Origin of the sequence: Nocardia aurantia, from assembly GCF_009604425.1 — a bacterium.
In the GTDB taxonomy this organism is placed as follows: Bacteria; Actinomycetota; Actinomycetes; order Mycobacteriales; family Mycobacteriaceae; genus Nocardia; species Nocardia aurantia.
Genome location: NZ_WEGI01000005.1, coordinates 295,409 through 309,932 on the forward strand (window position 1 = coordinate 295,409; position 14,524 = coordinate 309,932).

The 14,524-nt window shown below is 67.8% G+C and carries 14 protein-coding genes; 10 read left to right on the forward strand and 4 right to left on the reverse strand.

From position 1 onward, the window contains the following. Window positions 1-282: 282 nt before the first annotated feature. On the reverse strand, window positions 283-954 hold the full coding sequence (locus NRB56_RS13080; RefSeq protein ID WP_153341745.1) for a chymotrypsin family serine protease: 672 nt from the start codon (window positions 952-954) through the stop codon (window positions 283-285). 664 nt (window positions 955-1,618) lie between these two features. Between NRB56_RS13080 and NRB56_RS13085 the strand changes: the two genes are divergently transcribed. The 10 genes from NRB56_RS13085 to NRB56_RS13130 all read left to right on the forward strand — a co-directional run bounded on the left by NRB56_RS13085 (window position 1,619) and on the right by NRB56_RS13130 (window position 12,064). Then, window positions 1,619-2,437: an MlaE family ABC transporter permease gene (locus NRB56_RS13085; protein ID WP_153342189.1), complete on the forward strand. Its 819-nt coding sequence runs from the start codon at window positions 1,619-1,621 to the stop codon at window positions 2,435-2,437. Window positions 2,438-2,441: 4 nt separating this feature from the next. After that, window positions 2,442-3,305, forward strand: a complete 864-nt coding sequence (locus NRB56_RS13090) for an MlaE family ABC transporter permease (RefSeq protein ID WP_319942940.1) — start codon at window positions 2,442-2,444, stop codon at window positions 3,303-3,305. 9 nt (window positions 3,306-3,314) lie between these two features. After that, on the forward strand, window positions 3,315-4,862 hold the full coding sequence (locus NRB56_RS13095; protein WP_153341747.1) for an MlaD family protein: 1,548 nt from the start codon (window positions 3,315-3,317) through the stop codon (window positions 4,860-4,862). Further along, window positions 4,859-5,902, forward strand: a complete 1,044-nt coding sequence (locus NRB56_RS13100; RefSeq protein ID WP_153341749.1) for an MCE family protein — start codon at window positions 4,859-4,861, stop codon at window positions 5,900-5,902. Before NRB56_RS13095 ends, NRB56_RS13100 begins: the two co-directional genes overlap by 4 nt. Continuing rightward, window positions 5,899-6,909 carry an MCE family protein gene (locus NRB56_RS13105; protein ID WP_153341751.1) on the forward strand — a complete coding sequence of 337 codons (1,011 nt, stop codon included), beginning with the start codon at window positions 5,899-5,901 and terminating at the stop codon, window positions 6,907-6,909. Before NRB56_RS13100 ends, NRB56_RS13105 begins: the two co-directional genes overlap by 4 nt. After that, a complete protein-coding gene (locus NRB56_RS13110; protein ID WP_153341753.1) occupies window positions 6,906-8,021 on the forward strand; it encodes an MCE family protein in 1,116 nt (371 codons plus the stop codon). The genes NRB56_RS13105 and NRB56_RS13110 overlap by 4 nt, the downstream gene beginning before the upstream one ends. Further along, on the forward strand, window positions 8,018-9,151 hold the full coding sequence (locus tag NRB56_RS13115; protein ID WP_153341755.1) for an MCE family protein: 1,134 nt from the start codon (window positions 8,018-8,020) through the stop codon (window positions 9,149-9,151). Before NRB56_RS13110 ends, NRB56_RS13115 begins: the two co-directional genes overlap by 4 nt. Next, on the forward strand, window positions 9,148-10,317 hold the full coding sequence (locus NRB56_RS13120; protein ID WP_153341757.1) for an MlaD family protein: 1,170 nt from the start codon (window positions 9,148-9,150) through the stop codon (window positions 10,315-10,317). The genes NRB56_RS13115 and NRB56_RS13120 overlap by 4 nt, the downstream gene beginning before the upstream one ends. 63 nt (window positions 10,318-10,380) lie before the next feature. Further along, the gene (locus NRB56_RS13125) at window positions 10,381-11,394 is read left to right on the forward strand and encodes a hypothetical protein (RefSeq protein WP_153341758.1); all 1,014 of its coding nucleotides are present in this window, start codon (window positions 10,381-10,383) and stop codon (window positions 11,392-11,394) included. A 37-nt stretch (window positions 11,395-11,431) separates the two neighbouring features. After that, window positions 11,432-12,064, forward strand: coding sequence for a hypothetical protein (locus NRB56_RS13130; RefSeq protein ID WP_153341760.1), 633 nt, complete (start codon window positions 11,432-11,434; stop codon window positions 12,062-12,064). Between the two features lie 81 nt (window positions 12,065-12,145). Here NRB56_RS13130 and NRB56_RS13135 read toward each other — a convergent pair whose 3' ends face one another. From NRB56_RS13135 to NRB56_RS13145, 3 genes are all read right to left on the reverse strand, one after another. Continuing rightward, window positions 12,146-12,706: a ribonuclease H family protein gene (locus NRB56_RS13135; RefSeq protein WP_153341762.1), complete on the reverse strand. Its 561-nt coding sequence runs from the start codon at window positions 12,704-12,706 to the stop codon at window positions 12,146-12,148. 10 nt (window positions 12,707-12,716) lie between these two features. Continuing rightward, the gene (locus tag NRB56_RS13140) at window positions 12,717-13,244 is read right to left on the reverse strand and encodes an SRPBCC family protein (RefSeq protein WP_153341764.1); all 528 of its coding nucleotides are present in this window, start codon (window positions 13,242-13,244) and stop codon (window positions 12,717-12,719) included. 311 nt (window positions 13,245-13,555) lie between these two features. Beyond that, window positions 13,556-14,347 (reverse strand): TIGR03084 family metal-binding protein, encoded by a 792-nt coding sequence (locus NRB56_RS13145; protein ID WP_153341766.1) that lies wholly within the window; start codon window positions 14,345-14,347, stop codon window positions 13,556-13,558. Between the last annotated feature and the right edge of the window lie 177 nt (window positions 14,348-14,524).

The following is a 14,524-nucleotide window of genomic DNA, read 5'->3' on the forward strand; positions in this document are numbered from 1 at the left end:
CGGGTGCCGGTCCGTTCCGGAACCGAGTCGGCCGGAGGTGCGGGCGCGGGCGGGTCCGATTCACGATGCTCAGGGGGTATCGGGGGCGCAGCCCCCTGCCGACGCCCCGCTACCCCTTCCGGTCCTTGACCGCCCATAGTGAAGGACACGAACAGGTCGGGTGTCCGGTTCGATCTGGATCGGAAAACATACTGCTTGACGCAGAAACGAGATCTCCCCGTCGCGACGGGCGACGGGGAGATCTCGTGTGGTTCGGTGCGGGCCGCCGAACGGCCGGTCTGATCAGATCGGGTAGAACCCGGAACCGATGCCGCCGCGCGCGTTGAGGTCGTTGAAGATCGCGCTGGTGTTGGTCCCGACCTCGGGACCGAAGCAGGCCATCGCGAGGTAGGCGTTCACCATGCCGACCAGGGTGGTGCCCACCACCACGGGCGCGCCGGAATCTCCTTCGACGACACACATCTGGGTCCAGGTCTCGTCGGTCTGGAAGATGTCGCCCCAGGCGATACCGCAGGTGTTGCCCGTGGTGCGGCCCTCCTTGCAGACCACCGCCGGGAACTGCGCCGGCGCACCGAGATTGGTGATGGTCAGGTTGCCGACCCGGTTGACCGGCGTGATGCGGTCCGGATCGAACTGGATGACCGCGTAGTCGAGATCGTGGTTGGAGTAGACGAACTTGCCGATCACCCCCGCGCCCCTGGCCTGTTCGGCCCAGACCTGCGCGCCGGCGTCGCCGCAGTGCCCGGCGGTCAGACCGACCAGCCGTCCGGTGTGATCGTGACCGACGGTGGTCACCGTGCACTCGAACTGGTTGTCGATGATGATCCCGGAGCCGCCGCCGATCACCGGTCCATCCGGATCTGCCTGCGCCACACCGGGTCCCGTCCCGAGCAGCGCCGCGCCCAGGGCGACGACGAAGGCGGTTCGCACCGCCCTGGCGAGTTTTGTCAACATGTCCCTCCAGCTGTCGGAAGCCGCACGATACCAACCATGTACTACTACATCCTGTCAGTATTCGCGCCCGGACACGGCGCGCCCGGCCGTACGCTTCGCCGGATCGATGCGGACAATCGGGATGTCGCGCGGGTCCGGAAAGCTGTCCGGTTCCTCCGGTTACCACGGCGCGTCGCGCTGTCGGCCCGAGCGGCACCGCCGCTGTACGTCCGAGCGGCACCGCCGCTGTCGGCCCGAGCGGCACCGCCGCTGTCGGCCCGAGCGGCACCGTCGTTGTAGGTCACCGTGACGCCGTAAAGCGGCAGACGAGATGTCACCCGGATAGTCTCGTCCACACCTCGGCGGGGCCGAAGGTTTTTCGATGAATTCTTTCCTTGAAATTGGATGCCTGGTCCGGATAATTTCGCCGCGATCGTTCCGAAATATCCCGATCGCCATGCTGTTCCATTGTGAACACAGACAGTCCGATGTCACACCTCACAGCGGGTCGGACCTGGGGATTCAGATCTGTGGCGGGTGGCACACTTTCCGGTGTGCTTTTCCTAACTCCGTAGTAAGGTGCCGTGAGCAACAAGTCGTCGGGGCAGGCAACCGACGTCGAGAGGGGTAGCCGGTGGAGTTCGCCAACAGTCCGGATGGGACGACGAGTCCCGTGACGACCAGAATGAGTGGGGCCGTCGACTGGACGCGGGCCTACTGGCAGGACCACCCGAAGCGTTCGTTCGAAACCTTCGGCCGCCAGATCGTGATGGGCATACAGGCCGTCGCCGAGTTGTTCGTCTCGATCGTCCGGGGCCGCTTCCCCTTCGCCGAGTTCGTCCGGCAGTGCGCGTTCATGACCAGTGTCGCCGCGGCGCCGACGCTGCTGGTGGCCATCCCGATCGGTGTCATCGTGTCGATCCAGGTCGGGTCGGTGGCCGGGCAGGTGGGCGCCACGTCGTTCATCGGCGCGGCCAACGGACTCGGCATCATCCAGCAGGGCGCGCCGCTGGTCACCTCGCTGATGATCGCGGGTGCGGTCGGGTCGGCCATCTGCGCCGATCTCGGCAGCCGCACCATCCGTGAGGAGATCGACGCCATGAAGGTGATGGGCGTCGATCCGCTGCGGCGGCTGGTCGCCCCGCGGCTCGGCGCGGCCATGCTGGTATCCGTATTACTCTGCGGCTTCGTGGTTTTCGTCGGATTCGTCACCGGTTATGTGTTCAATATCTTCGCGCAGAACGGCACGCCCGGTTCCTATGTCGGCACCTTCTCGTCGTTCGCGGTCACCGCGGATCTGCTTGTCGCGCTGGTCAAATCGCTGATCTTCGGATTGCTCGCCGCGATCATCGCCTGCGATTCCGGATTGAACGCCCGTGGCGGTCCCGGCGGCGTGGCGAATTCGGTCAACACGGCGGTTGTGCTCTCGGCGGTGATGTTGTTCGGCGTGAACCTCATCGCCACCCAGATCTACAACAGCTTGTTCCCCCCACAGATGGTGTGATCCGGTGTCCTCGACCTATGTGCCGCCGCTGCTGCGGCCCCTCGGGCGGTTCCGGACGGCCGCCACGGCCCCCCGGGACTGGCTCGCCCGCATCGGGCATCAGGTGTTCTTCTTCCTCCGGTCGATCGGCTCGATGCCGATGGCGCTCCGGCACTATCCGAAGGAAGTCTGGCGCCTGCTCTCCGATGTCACCTGGGGCAACGGCAATCTCATCGTCGGCGGCGGCACCATCGGCATCGTGCTGATCCTGTCCGCGTTCGGCGGTATGACGGTCGGCATCCAGGGCTACAACTCGCTGAACCTGTTGGGGCTCAGCCCGATCACCGGCGCCATCTCCGCCTTCGCCACCACCCGCGAGCTGGGCCCGATGCTGGCCACGCTGGCGTTCGCGGCGCAGGCGGGCTGCCGGTTCACCGCGCAACTCGGGGCGATGCGGATCTCCGAGGAGATCGACGCGCTGGAGTCGGTGGCCATCCGGCCGCTGCCGTACCTGGTGAGCACCCGGATGATCGCCGCGATGATCGCGATCATCCCGCTGTACTGCCTGGCGCTGCCGATCGCCTACCTGTCCTGCGCGCTCACCGTCTCGGCGATCGGCGGCACGGCCACCGGCACCTTCCAGCACTACTTCTACCAATTCCTGGTACCGCAGGACGTGCTCTGGTCGCTGCTGAAAGCCCTGGTGTTCGTGGCGATCACGACGTTCATCCAGTGCTACTACGGCTTCTTCGCCTCCGGCGGCCCCGAGGGCGTCGGCGTCGCGGCCGGCCGCGCGATCAAGTTCTGCATCATCGCGGTGGTCTTCGCGGACCTGTTCATCACGTTGGCGGTCTGGGGCGTCAACCCCGGCATCCGGATCTCGGGATAGGAGGACGGCATGATCATCGACCCGAGCGGCCGCGGCCCCTCCGTACGACAGTTGCTGATCGCCGGCGTGGCGGGCCTCGCGGTGTTCGCGATGATCCTGACTTTCCTGCTGGCCCGGTACAAGGGCTGGGTGATGCATTCGGCGGTGCCGGTCACCGCCAACCTGACCACCACCGGTGACGGCCTGCCCGAGAACGCCGACGTGAAATTCCGCGGCGTGCTGGTCGGCGCGGTGAAGGACGTATCGGTCGCCGCGAAGGGCGAACTGCAGCAGGTGCACATCGAGATGCGGCCGGAGTACGCCGACGGCGTGCCGGCCAACGTCACCGCGCGGGTGGTGCCGAGCAACCTGTTCGCCGTCACCTCGGTCGAACTGGTCTACAACGGTCCCGACGCGCAGCACCTGCGCTCCGGCTCGACCATCGACGAGGACCACAGCGAGGGCACGATCGCGCTGCAGGACACCCTGACCACCGTCCGCAACATCCTCGACAAGATCGACCCGGTGAAGTTCGGCCGCTCGCTGACCACCCTGACCTACGCGCTCGACGGCAACGGCCGCCCGCCCGGATCCACTGTGGAGCGGCTGGACCACTGGCTGGTGCAGGTCCGCGCCGCGGTGCCCGACGAGGCCGGGCTGTTCGACGACCTGTCCGGCTCGCTGCGCGCCCTGAACACCTCGGCCCCGGATCTGATGGACGTGCTCGCCGAGTCGGTGCAGACCGCGCAGACCATCGCCGACAAGCGCGGGCAGCTGGTCGCGCTGATCACCGGCGCGGGTTCCACCGTCGACCGGGTGAACACGCTGTTCGCCGCGAATCCCGATGTGGGCAAGGACCTCACGGCCGGCCTGAACGACATGTTCGGCTCGCTGGCGGCGGATCCGAACGCGATCACCGGCACCATCGTCAACCTGAACCGGTCCACCCGGGCGTTGCAGACGGTGTTCAACTGGGGACCGCAGCACCAGATGGTGTGGAACGCCGGGCTGACCTTCACGCCGTGGCAGCCGTACACGGTGGCCGACTGCCCGCACTACGGTGATCTCGCCGGGCCGAGTTGCGCCACCGCGCCGGCGGTCGCCGATCCCGGTTATCTGCCCGACTCCCTGAAGCCGCGCGCGCTGGACGCCGCCAAGGGCCTGCCGCCGGTGGTGCCGATGCCGGGTCTGCCCGACTTCCTGACCGCCGCGCCGCAGCAACCCACCCCGGCTCCCGGTGCGGCGCTGCCGAATCCGCTCGCGGGCACCCCGCTGGCCGGACTGCTCGCCGGACTGCCGGGCATGGCGCCCACCCCGGCCCCGGCGCCGCAGCAGCCGGCGGGCGCCGCCGCTGTAGGTCCGAGCGGCGCCGCCGCTGTAAATCCGAGCGGCACCGCCGCTGTGGACCCCGCCACGCCGGACCAACCGGCGGCCCACGCCGGGCAGATCTCCTACACCGGCGACGCGGCGCTGGAGAAACTGCTCGGCCGCCGGCCGACCGCGGTGGAGTACCTGCTGCTGCGTTCCAGCCTGGAGGGCGGACAGCTGCGAGTCACCGAGGGTGGTACCGGCCGATGAGCATCCGCAAGCCGCTGATCGGGTTCGGCCTGTTCGGCATCGTCTCCGTACTGGTGATCCTGCTGGTGTGGAATACCTTGGCGCGCAGTGTCTCCGGATCGACGAACACCTACACCGCGACCTTCTCCGACGTGCTCGGCCTGCGGGTCAACGACGATGTGCGGATGGCCGGCGTGCGGGTCGGCAAGGTCGAGAAGATCGAACTCGGCCACGACGCGCAGGCCGGGAAGACCGTCGCCAAGGTCACTTTCGTGGTGCAGCACGACCAGACCCTCTACGGCACCACGAAAGCCCTGGTGCGGTACCAGAATCTGATCGGCCAGCGGTATCTGGCGCTGGCTCCGGGCGACAAGGGCCAGGCCACGCCGCTGCGCGACAAGGGTGGCATTCCGATCGATCACACCGAGCCGTCGTTCGACATCTCGGGTCTGCTCAACGGATTCCAGCCGCTGTTCCAGGTGCTGTCCCCGCAGCAGGTGAACGATCTGTCCAACACCCTGATCCAGGCGTTGCAGGGTGACGGGGTCTCGTTGAGCGCCTTCATCACTCAGGCGGCGGCGCTGGCGACCGACTTCCAGCGGCGCGACGTCATCCTGACCGATGTGATCACCAATTTGTCCGGCGTGATGCAGGGCCTGGCGAAGCGAGGTGACGAACTGGAGACCCTGGTGACCCAGACCCGCGCCCTGATCGGCGGTCTCTACGAACAGGGACAGTCGTTGCAGCAGTCCACCCAGCAGATCGCCGACGCCACCAGCGCGCTGGTGAACATGGTCGGCGGCATCCAGTCCAAGCTGTCGGCCACCCAGAACGCCACCACCGACGCGCTCACCCTGCTGCTGGCCAACGGCGCCAAGCTGGACCAGGCGGCGATCGACCTGCCGTCGGTCCTCTCCGACGCCGGGCGATTCGTCGACGAGGGCGCCTACGCCAACGCGTACATCTGCCGCCTCGACGTCTCGCTCTACGGCGTGCTGTTCCCGCGCGGGCTGTTCTCCCAGGTGGGCGGCACTTCCCAGTCGGCGGTGTGCCGGCCATGACGACGAGTTTCGGGACACGGATGCGCGAGCGGTTCGACCACAACCGATTCTTCTGGCTCGGCATCGGCGGGGCGCTGCTGATCGTGGTGCTGCTGGTGGCCTCCACCAGCTGGGGCCGGCTCGGCGTCGGAAAACAGAACGTGTACGCCGAATTCGCGCAGACCGCGGGCGTGCGCACCGGCGACAAGGTCAACGTGGCGGGTGTGCCGGTGGGCAGTGTGACCGGCGCGAAGCTGGAGGGCGACCACGTGCTGCTCACCCTCCAGGTCGGCGACGATGTCAAGCTCGGCGACGACGCGCACGCCACCATCAAACTGGCGACGCTGCTCGGCGCGCACTACATCGACCTCGATCCCGGCGACGGCAAGGGCCTGAAGGGCCACCGGATCCCGAAGAACAACACCTCGGTGCCCTACAACCTCGCCGACGTGATCCAGGAGGGCACCCCGCGCTTCGAGGGGCTCGACACCGCCAAACTGGCCGAATCGCTGAACGTGATCAATCAGCAGCTGGGCGGCAACGCGCAGTTGACCGCCCAGTCGCTGGACAGCATCGGCGCCCTGTCCAAGGTGATCAACGATCGGAAGCAGCAGGTCGACGGCCTGCTGAAGGATCTGGACACGGTGACGAAGATCCTCGGCGACAACCGCAACAGTGTGCTGCTGGTGATCACCCAGGGCGAGGCGATCGCCAACCGGGTGATGCAGCGCCAGGCGTTGCTGCGCCAGCTGCTGGACAACATCGCGTCGCTCACCAAGCAGTTGCAGCAGATCGGCGCCGACAACGACGACCAGTTCGGCAACACGCTGGACCAGCTGAACACGATGGCCTCGGGTCTGCAGAAGAACAAGGACAACCTGGACCGCCTGCTGTCGACGATGCCGCCGACGGTCCGGTACCTGAGCAACGCGTTCGGCAACGGCAACTACGGCGAGGTCGGCATCCCGTGGTTGTTCCCCGACAACTGGTTGTGTTTCGCGCGGGTGGCCGAGGGGTGCCAGGGATGACGGATCGGAAACTGACGACGACGCGCGCTGTTCGGGCCGCGCTGATCGGCCTGTCGGCGGTGTTGCTCATGGCGCTCGGAAGTTGTTCGCTGGTACCGGGTTCGGTGCGCGACGCGGCCGGCGGGACCACCCACATCACCGCCGACTTCCGCAATATCGCCGGCATGTTCGAGGGCAACCCGGTGACGGTGCTGGGCCTCGAGGTCGGCAAGGTCGACAAGATCATCCCGCAGGGCGAGTTCGTCGAGGTCCACATCAGTCTCGACTCGGATGTGAAACTGCCGAAAAACGTGACGGCGGCGCTGATCTCGCCCTCGATCGTGACCGACCGGCACATCGAGCTGAGCCCGCGGTACACCGGCGGCCCTGCGCTGCCGGACAATTCGCATCTGACCGTCCAGCAGACCCGCACCCCGGTCGAACTCGACACCCTGTTGCAGACCATCGACCAGTTCGCGGCCGCGCTGAAACCCCAACCGGGACAAGAGGGTATCGGCCCGCTGTCCGGCCGCGTGCTGTACCCGATGTTCAACGGCAACGGCGAGAAGATGCGCGACACCCTGAACGCGCTGTCCGGTGCGCTCAAGGTCGGCGTGGACAACAAGGACGCGGTCTCGACCATCATCGTCAAGCTCAACGACCTGACCACGATGCTGGCCGAGAACGACCAGTCCGTCCGGGATTTCAGCAATCGCACCACGCAGCTGACCCGGCTGCTGGCCGATCAGGCGCCGGGTCTGCAGGCGACCCTGCAGCAGCTCAGCGACTTCCTGTCCAACACCAGCGGCACGCTGTCGGCGCATCAGGCGCAGCTGGCCGACACCCTGACCAGGCTCACCGCGGTGACCCAGCAGCTGCGCGACAACGCCGCCGGTATCACCGAGGTCGTGGACGTGACACCGATGCTGTTCCAGAACATGGACCGTGCGATGAACCGGGAACAGGGTTACGTCCGCCTGCACGCCCTGCTCGGCACCGCGTTGTCCGGCGAGCTGGTGAGCCTGTTCTGTGAACGCATCCAGATGCGGGCCGACGGCTGCCGCACCGGCAAGATCGAGGACTTCGGACCGGACTTCGGAATTTCCGCCGCGCTGTTGGAGATGACCAAATGACTCAGCGAAACGACCGGCGGCAGTGGGACATCCGGATGCGGTCCGGCTGGGCCGCCCGCTCGGTGGTCGCACTGGTGGTCACCGCCGCGCTCGGCGCTGCCGCGGGCTGCGGCCTGACCGTCGAGAAGGTGCCGTTGCCCAAACCCGGGCAATCCGGCGAGACCTACAAGATCCGGGCGTATTTCAGCAACGCGCTGAATCTGCCGGATCAGGCGAAGGTGAAGATCGGCGGTTCCGATGTCGGTGTGGTGACGCACATCGAGACGAAGAACTTCCAGGCCATCGTCGACATGAGCATCCGCAAGGACATCGAACTGCCCAAGGGCAGTACGGCGGAACTGCGGCAGGCCACTCCGCTGGGCGATGTGTTCGTCGCGGTGTCCAAGCCGCGGTCCGAGCCCGGCGCGGCGATGCTGCGCAACGGCGACACCCTCCCGATCGAGCAGACCGGGGCCGGCGCGACCGTCGAGGAACTGCTGATGTCGGTCTCGATGCTGTTCAACGGCGGTGGCATCGCGGCCATCGGAAAGCTCACCTCGGAACTGGATTCCGCGGTCGGCGGCCGGGCCGATCAGGTCGGCGATCTGGTGAAGCAGCTGACCGCGGTCACCACCAACCTGAACAGCAATTCGAAGCGGGTCGACGACGTGCTCGCCGGTTTCCACGATCTGGCCGGCACCATCCAGGAACATCACGACGAGCTCGGTAAGGTCGCCGATTCGCTCCCGCAGATGATCGGCGCGATCGCGGAGAACGACCAGAACATCGGCCAACTCCTCACCAAGCTGTCGACCACCAGCGCGGCGCTCGGCGACTACGCGAACAATTCCGATGCCCAGCTGGCCGGGCTGCTCGACAGCACCACCAGGCTGATGGGCGCGCTGGCCGCGACCGGCGACAACTTCGGCGCCCTGATGGATTCGCTGCACCAGCTGCGACCGGGAGTGGACGCCACCTTCAAGGGCACCAGCCTCGCCGCCCAGGTCAACGTCACGAGCCTGGACATCGCGTTGCTCACCGCGCCCGGCACCAGCAAGCTCTGGGACCAGCGCGACCTGCAGGAATTCGCGGGCAGTCTGATCCAGGTGCTGCAGATCGTGCAGGGCCGACTGAACGGGGGGCACCGATGAGCTGGTTCGGCCGGCACAAGATCCTGGTGTCCAACCTCGGCCTGGCCGTGGCGCTGCTGATCGGCGGGACGTACCTGCTGATCAGCGTGGTGCGCCTGAATCCGTTGCAGTCCAACTACACGGTGACCGTGCAGCTGGACCGTTCCGGCGGCCTGCAACCCGGCAACGACGTCACGCTGCGCGGCTACCGGGTCGGCAAGGTGACATCGGTCCGGCTGACCGGAAACGGCGCCGGGGTCGCGGCGCAGGCGCGGATCGACAGCCGGTACAAGATCCCGCTGGACACCAAGGTGTCGGTGCAGGCGCTGTCCGGAGCGGGCGAGCAGTACATCGACTTCCGGCCCGACCACGGCACCGGCCCGTTCCTGACCGACGGCGCGCAGGTGCGCTTCGATCCGGAGAAGGTCACCACGCCGACGCCGGTGTGGTCGGTGCTGGACAACTCCAGCGCACTCATCGCCCAGATCGACCCGGACAAGTTCGGCACGATCCTGAACGAACTCGACATCGCGCTCAGCGGCGGCCCGAATCAGTTGCGCAACCTGATCGACGGCATCGCCATCGCCAGCGCCGGACTGGACAACCTGCTGCCGCAGACCACCAACCTGCTGGCGAATCTGCGCACGATCTCCGCGACCACCTCTCAGGCGCAACCGGATCTGCAGACCCTGACCCGCAATTCGGGCACCCTGTTCGAGCAGTTCAACAACGCCAATGCCGAACTCCAGCAGGTGCTGGACCGGTCGCCGAAGGAACTGCAGGCCCTGGGCGCGGTGCTGGACAGCAATACGGATCCGATCACCAAGCTGGCCGCGAATTTCGCGGCCATGACGCGGGCCGCGCAACTGCGCACCCCGGCGCTGCGGGCGCTGTTCCCCGCGCTGGAACTCGGCGGTGACGCGCTGGGGGTCCCGGCCCACGACAACCAGTTCAACACGGTTCTCGACATCTGGGTCCGGCCGTTCTGCCAGTATCGGACCGCCCCGGTGTCACCGCAGGTGGTGAGCGACGGCACGATGCCGAAGTGGAACTACTGCGACGATCCGGCGCCGGGTCAGCAGATCCGCGGCGCGGTCAACGCCCCGCGCCCGAACGTGCCGAACAACGGCGCGCACATGCCCCCCGGGGTGGACCCGAACGAGCGAACCCTCCCCCCGGTACGGTGAAGGATCCGCGCGGCCGACGAAAGCGGTGCATCGCTGTGCATCGGGAAGGTGTGAACGGTACTGATGTCCACGGATGACGCCTCGTTCGAGAAGGACGCCCCCGGGGGAACCCCCGAACCGGCGGACCAGACAGCCGAATCCGTGGCACCGGAGGCGGGATCCGCGGGCAAGGACACCGACGCCGCCGCGAGTGCGACGTCCGGCGCCGCGTCCCCGGCCCGGTCGAGCGCCGCAGCGGCCGACGAGAAGTCGAGCGCCGATTCGGCGTCCGGCGCGGCGGCATCGAAGGCCGAGCAAGGCGACGAGGCGACGACCGATTCCGCCACTACGGTTGCGACCGACGCCGACGCCGAGTCCACTGCCGCCGAAACGCGATCCGCTGGGGACGCGGGCGGCGAGCCTGCTGCCGCCGAAGCCCGATCCGCGAAGGACGTGGGCGGCGAGTCCGCCCCCGCCGATTCCGGTACCGCGGCGGACACCGTCACGGCGGACGCCGACGCGAGGAGCAACGCCGGGGAAGGCGCCGACGCAGCAGACACGGATGCGACCGGCGATCCGGCGCGCGGTGGTTCGCGGCGCCGGGTACTCGTCGTGGCTGCGGCGGGTGTGGTGCTGGTGGCGGCCGTGGCCGCCGTCGTTCTGCTCGCCGCTCAGGCGCACCACCGGCAGCAGCAGCTGGATCAGCGCGCCGACGCGACGCACGCGGCCTGCGACTTCGGCCATGCCTTCGCCACCTACAGCGCCGATCACATCGACGACTACCTGAAGCAGATCTCCGAGGCGTCGACCGGCGACTGGAAGAAGCAGATCGACGAGACCGGCCCGCAGGTGAAGAAGGCGGTCGTCGACAAGAAGGTCAGCTCGAGCGCGAACGATGTCCAGTGCGGCCTGAAATCCGGTTCGGAGCACGACGCGCAGGTGCTGCTGCTGATCAGCCAGACCTTCTCCAGCGCCGCCGCGCCCGACGCTCCCCCGAACACGCTCACCGCGGCGGCCACCGTCGAGATGCGGCAGGTGGGCGGGAAGTGGCTGGTGGCGAAGTTCGAGACGCCGGCCCTCGCCCCGCAGGGCAAGTGACCCGGTGCGCACCGCAGACGAGAGGGACAGGACCGACATGTCGAACGACCGGAACCGCGGGCGCGGCTCGCTGCCGCTGATCGCCGCCTTCCTGGCCGGGGTGGTCCTGGTGGCGCTGGTGGCCGCGGGCGTGGCGTTCTACCAGCAGTCCCGGCACCGCGGCGATCAGCTCACCGCCCAGGAGCAGGCCTCGGCGGCCGCCTGCCGGTTCGCCCACGACACCAACACCTACGACTACACCGGCAATCTCGACGACTTCCTCGACCGCATGAAGCGCGAGGCCACGGACACCGTGACCAAACCGCTCGCCGACACCTGGCAGCCGATGCGGCAGCTGCTCACCCAGGCGCAGGTGAAGGCGTCGGTGCAGGACGTGTCCTGCGGTTTCCAGTCCGGTGATGCCGGCAACGCGAAGATCCTGGTCACGCTCAGCCTGCTGAAGACCAATTCGGTGACGCCGACCCCGAAGCGGCAGGACATCGCCGTCGTCGCGGGCATGATCAAACAGGGTGACACCTGGCTGGTGGACAAGTGGGATCTGGCGATGCTGGCGCCCGGCCCGGACCAGTCCGGCGGCGGTCAGCCGGCGCCGGGTGGCGCACCGCAGCAGCCGGGTGATCAGCAACCGCCGGGCACCCCGCCCGCGCCGGGCGCCACACCCGGTCGCTGATCAATTGCCGGAATATCCGGTGGATATCCGATCGGACTCCGTTGAAGATCGAATTCGGGGTCCGGAGAATTTACCGGATGTTCAGAAGAGTGTCAGCGTGTCGGGCGTTTCCGCGCGGTGCCGGCCGGTTTTCGGGACGACGGCCTGCTCCACCGGTGGTTCGTCGGTGACGGCGGGGATCTCCGCGGTGTGCGCCTCGGCGACCGCGGTGCTGGCGGCGATCTGCCGGGCGGCGGCGCCGGCCAGCACGTCGGCCTGCTCGTTGAAGTAGTTGCCGACGTGGCCGCGTACCCAGCGGAAGCGCACCGGGCCGGGCCGGGTGGAGATGGCCTGATCGATGTGCCGGACCAGTTCGCCGTTCTTGACCGGCGCTCCGGTCGAGGTCCGCCAGCCGTTGACCCGCCAGGCGGTGATCCACTCGGACGCGCATTTGATCGCGTACAGCGAATCGCTCTCGATGAGCAGTGGCTCCGATCCCGGATGCGCCAGGATCGCCTCCAACACCGCTTGTAGTTCGGCGATCTGATTGGTGCCGGCCGGTGCGCCCCCGCTGGCCGACGTCCCCTGATGATTGACCCACGCCCAGCCGATGGCGCCTCCGGGATTACGGAGGCACGAACCGTCGGTGCTCACGATGATCATGACCGGTACCCTACGCAATCCTGCCGACGAGATCGGTCCCGTGGAAACCTTCTATCTCCCTGCGTAATTGAGATTTGCTGCGCCGTACCGCCGAATCCACGGCAGCGGCAACCATTCCGGCGCCGAGGCGGCCTGGCAAACTTCTGGCCTCGTCGTACTCGACCTCGGTGGTGAGGACCGAGCGGCCGTACCCGAGTGGATCGAAACGCACCGTGACAGTGCCCAATACGGGCCGTTGGGCGGTGTCGCCCGGCTCGGGGTGCGCAGGCGCCGTCTTCCTCTGCCGGCGCCTGCGCACCGTGTATCCGATCACCGCGTTGCGGCGGTACTCCGTGATCTCCCACTCGATCGTGGGATGCCACAGGCCGAGCTGGAGTGCGGCGGCGTAGCGCGCCCCGGGGCCGTTCTCGAGTTCACCCACGGGTTCGAAGGCGCCGATGCCGAACAGCCAATCCGGGACGAACAGGTGATTGTCCGTGTAGGCGAATGCGACTTCGACCGGCGCACCGACATCGCCGGCGTACTTGATGTGGCCCATAGGCATGCTCCCCTGCTCCACCGCTGCGCATAAAAGTACTACATATGTCCTATTTATTTAACCGTATCGGTGGATCGGCCGAATCTTTCATCGCGGGGCATCGAAAGGTTCCGAACAGCCGGAATGCGGCGGAATGGTCGGTTTGTGCGCGGGAAACTCCCGCCTCGTGTTTCCGGCAGCGTACGGGCGGGTAAACCACAAGGGCTGGCGAGCGCTCACCAGGACTGCCATCCGAGACCTCCGGCCAAAGTCGTCCGGTTCGGCGCTGGGCGCGGCGAGCTAGATGGTGAGCGCTCGCCCGCACCCTGAATTCAGGCGGATCGGTCCGCCGGTCGCCCGGTTCCGGGCGGGCCCGCGAACGCCTGAGCGATGGTCAGCCACTCGGCCGCGTCCGCGCCCACCGTCCGCAACGCCAGATCGTCGCGATGCCGGCGCTGGGTGACCAGCAGGCAGAAGTCCGGCGCCGGCCCCGTGACCCGCTGCGCGGCGGCTTCCGGTCCCCAGGTCCACAGATCGCCGGCGGGACCGGTTAACTCGATGCGGAAATCCTCGGCGGGAGCCGGGCGGCCGTGCACGGCATAGGCGAAATTCCGGGTCCGCACCCCGATGTGGGCGATGTGCCGCAGTCGCGTCGTCGGCGCACGGGTGACGCCCAGGGCATCGGCGACGTCCTGGCCGTGTGCCCAGGTCTCCATGAGCCGGGCGGTGGCCATCGACGTCGCGCTCATCGGCGGTCCGAGCCACGGCAGCTTGGTCCCGGCCGGTACCGCGCGCAGGGCGTCGTTCAGCGTGTCCCGGCCGCGCCGCCAGCGATCCAGCAGTTCCGGCGCGGGGGCCGCGGCGAATTCGGCGGCGGCCTCGTCGACGAAGGTGAGCGCGCGCGGTTCGGCGGCGCGGACCAGCTCGGCGAAGCGCTCGGCGTCCGTGGCGGCCAGGATCGCGGTCTCGTCGGTCCAGGTGAGATGGCCGATCTGGTGGGCGATGGTCCAGCCCGCGGCCGGCGTGGGCCGGGCCCAGTCCGCGACCGGCAGGTCTCCCACCAGCCGGTCCAGATCGGCGCTCTCGGCGGTCAGATCGCCGAGCAGGGTCTCGAGGTCGGCCATGGATTCCCCTCCGGCGTGCGGAAACCGGCGCGCGCGACACTGCGGGCGCCGGCGGGAGCGGAGACTCCCGCGATCAGCATTCCAGAACCGGCCAGAAAAATGCAAGCACGCCTGCTTGTATTCCGGGGGACCGGTTCTCATCAGGTCGACCATCATTGCGAGCGGCCTCGCGGCGAC

What these genes read in the sequence shown, in the direction of transcription:
- NRB56_RS13080 (WP_153341745.1), bottom strand. Translation starts at nt 954, where the DNA reads ATGTTGACAAAACTCGCCAGGGCGGTGCGAACCGCCTTCGTCGTCGCC.
- NRB56_RS13085 (WP_153342189.1), top strand. Translation starts at nt 1,619, where the DNA reads ATGAGTGGGGCCGTCGACTGGACGCGGGCCTACTGGCAGGACCACCCG.
- NRB56_RS13095 (WP_153341747.1), top strand. Translation starts at nt 3,315, where the DNA reads ATGATCATCGACCCGAGCGGCCGCGGCCCCTCCGTACGACAGTTGCTG.
- NRB56_RS13100 (WP_153341749.1), top strand. Translation starts at nt 4,859, where the DNA reads ATGAGCATCCGCAAGCCGCTGATCGGGTTCGGCCTGTTCGGCATCGTC.
- NRB56_RS13105 (WP_153341751.1), top strand. Translation starts at nt 5,899, where the DNA reads ATGACGACGAGTTTCGGGACACGGATGCGCGAGCGGTTCGACCACAAC.
- NRB56_RS13110 (WP_153341753.1), top strand. Translation starts at nt 6,906, where the DNA reads ATGACGGATCGGAAACTGACGACGACGCGCGCTGTTCGGGCCGCGCTG.
- NRB56_RS13115 (WP_153341755.1), top strand. Translation starts at nt 8,018, where the DNA reads ATGACTCAGCGAAACGACCGGCGGCAGTGGGACATCCGGATGCGGTCC.
- NRB56_RS13120 (WP_153341757.1), top strand. Translation starts at nt 9,148, where the DNA reads ATGAGCTGGTTCGGCCGGCACAAGATCCTGGTGTCCAACCTCGGCCTG.
- NRB56_RS13125 (WP_153341758.1), top strand. Translation starts at nt 10,381, where the DNA reads ATGTCCACGGATGACGCCTCGTTCGAGAAGGACGCCCCCGGGGGAACC.
- NRB56_RS13130 (WP_153341760.1), top strand. Translation starts at nt 11,432, where the DNA reads ATGTCGAACGACCGGAACCGCGGGCGCGGCTCGCTGCCGCTGATCGCC.
- NRB56_RS13135 (WP_153341762.1), bottom strand. Translation starts at nt 12,706, where the DNA reads ATGATCATCGTGAGCACCGACGGTTCGTGCCTCCGTAATCCCGGAGGC.
- NRB56_RS13140 (WP_153341764.1), bottom strand. Translation starts at nt 13,244, where the DNA reads ATGGGCCACATCAAGTACGCCGGCGATGTCGGTGCGCCGGTCGAAGTC.
- NRB56_RS13145 (WP_153341766.1), bottom strand. Translation starts at nt 14,347, where the DNA reads ATGGCCGACCTCGAGACCCTGCTCGGCGATCTGACCGCCGAGAGCGCC.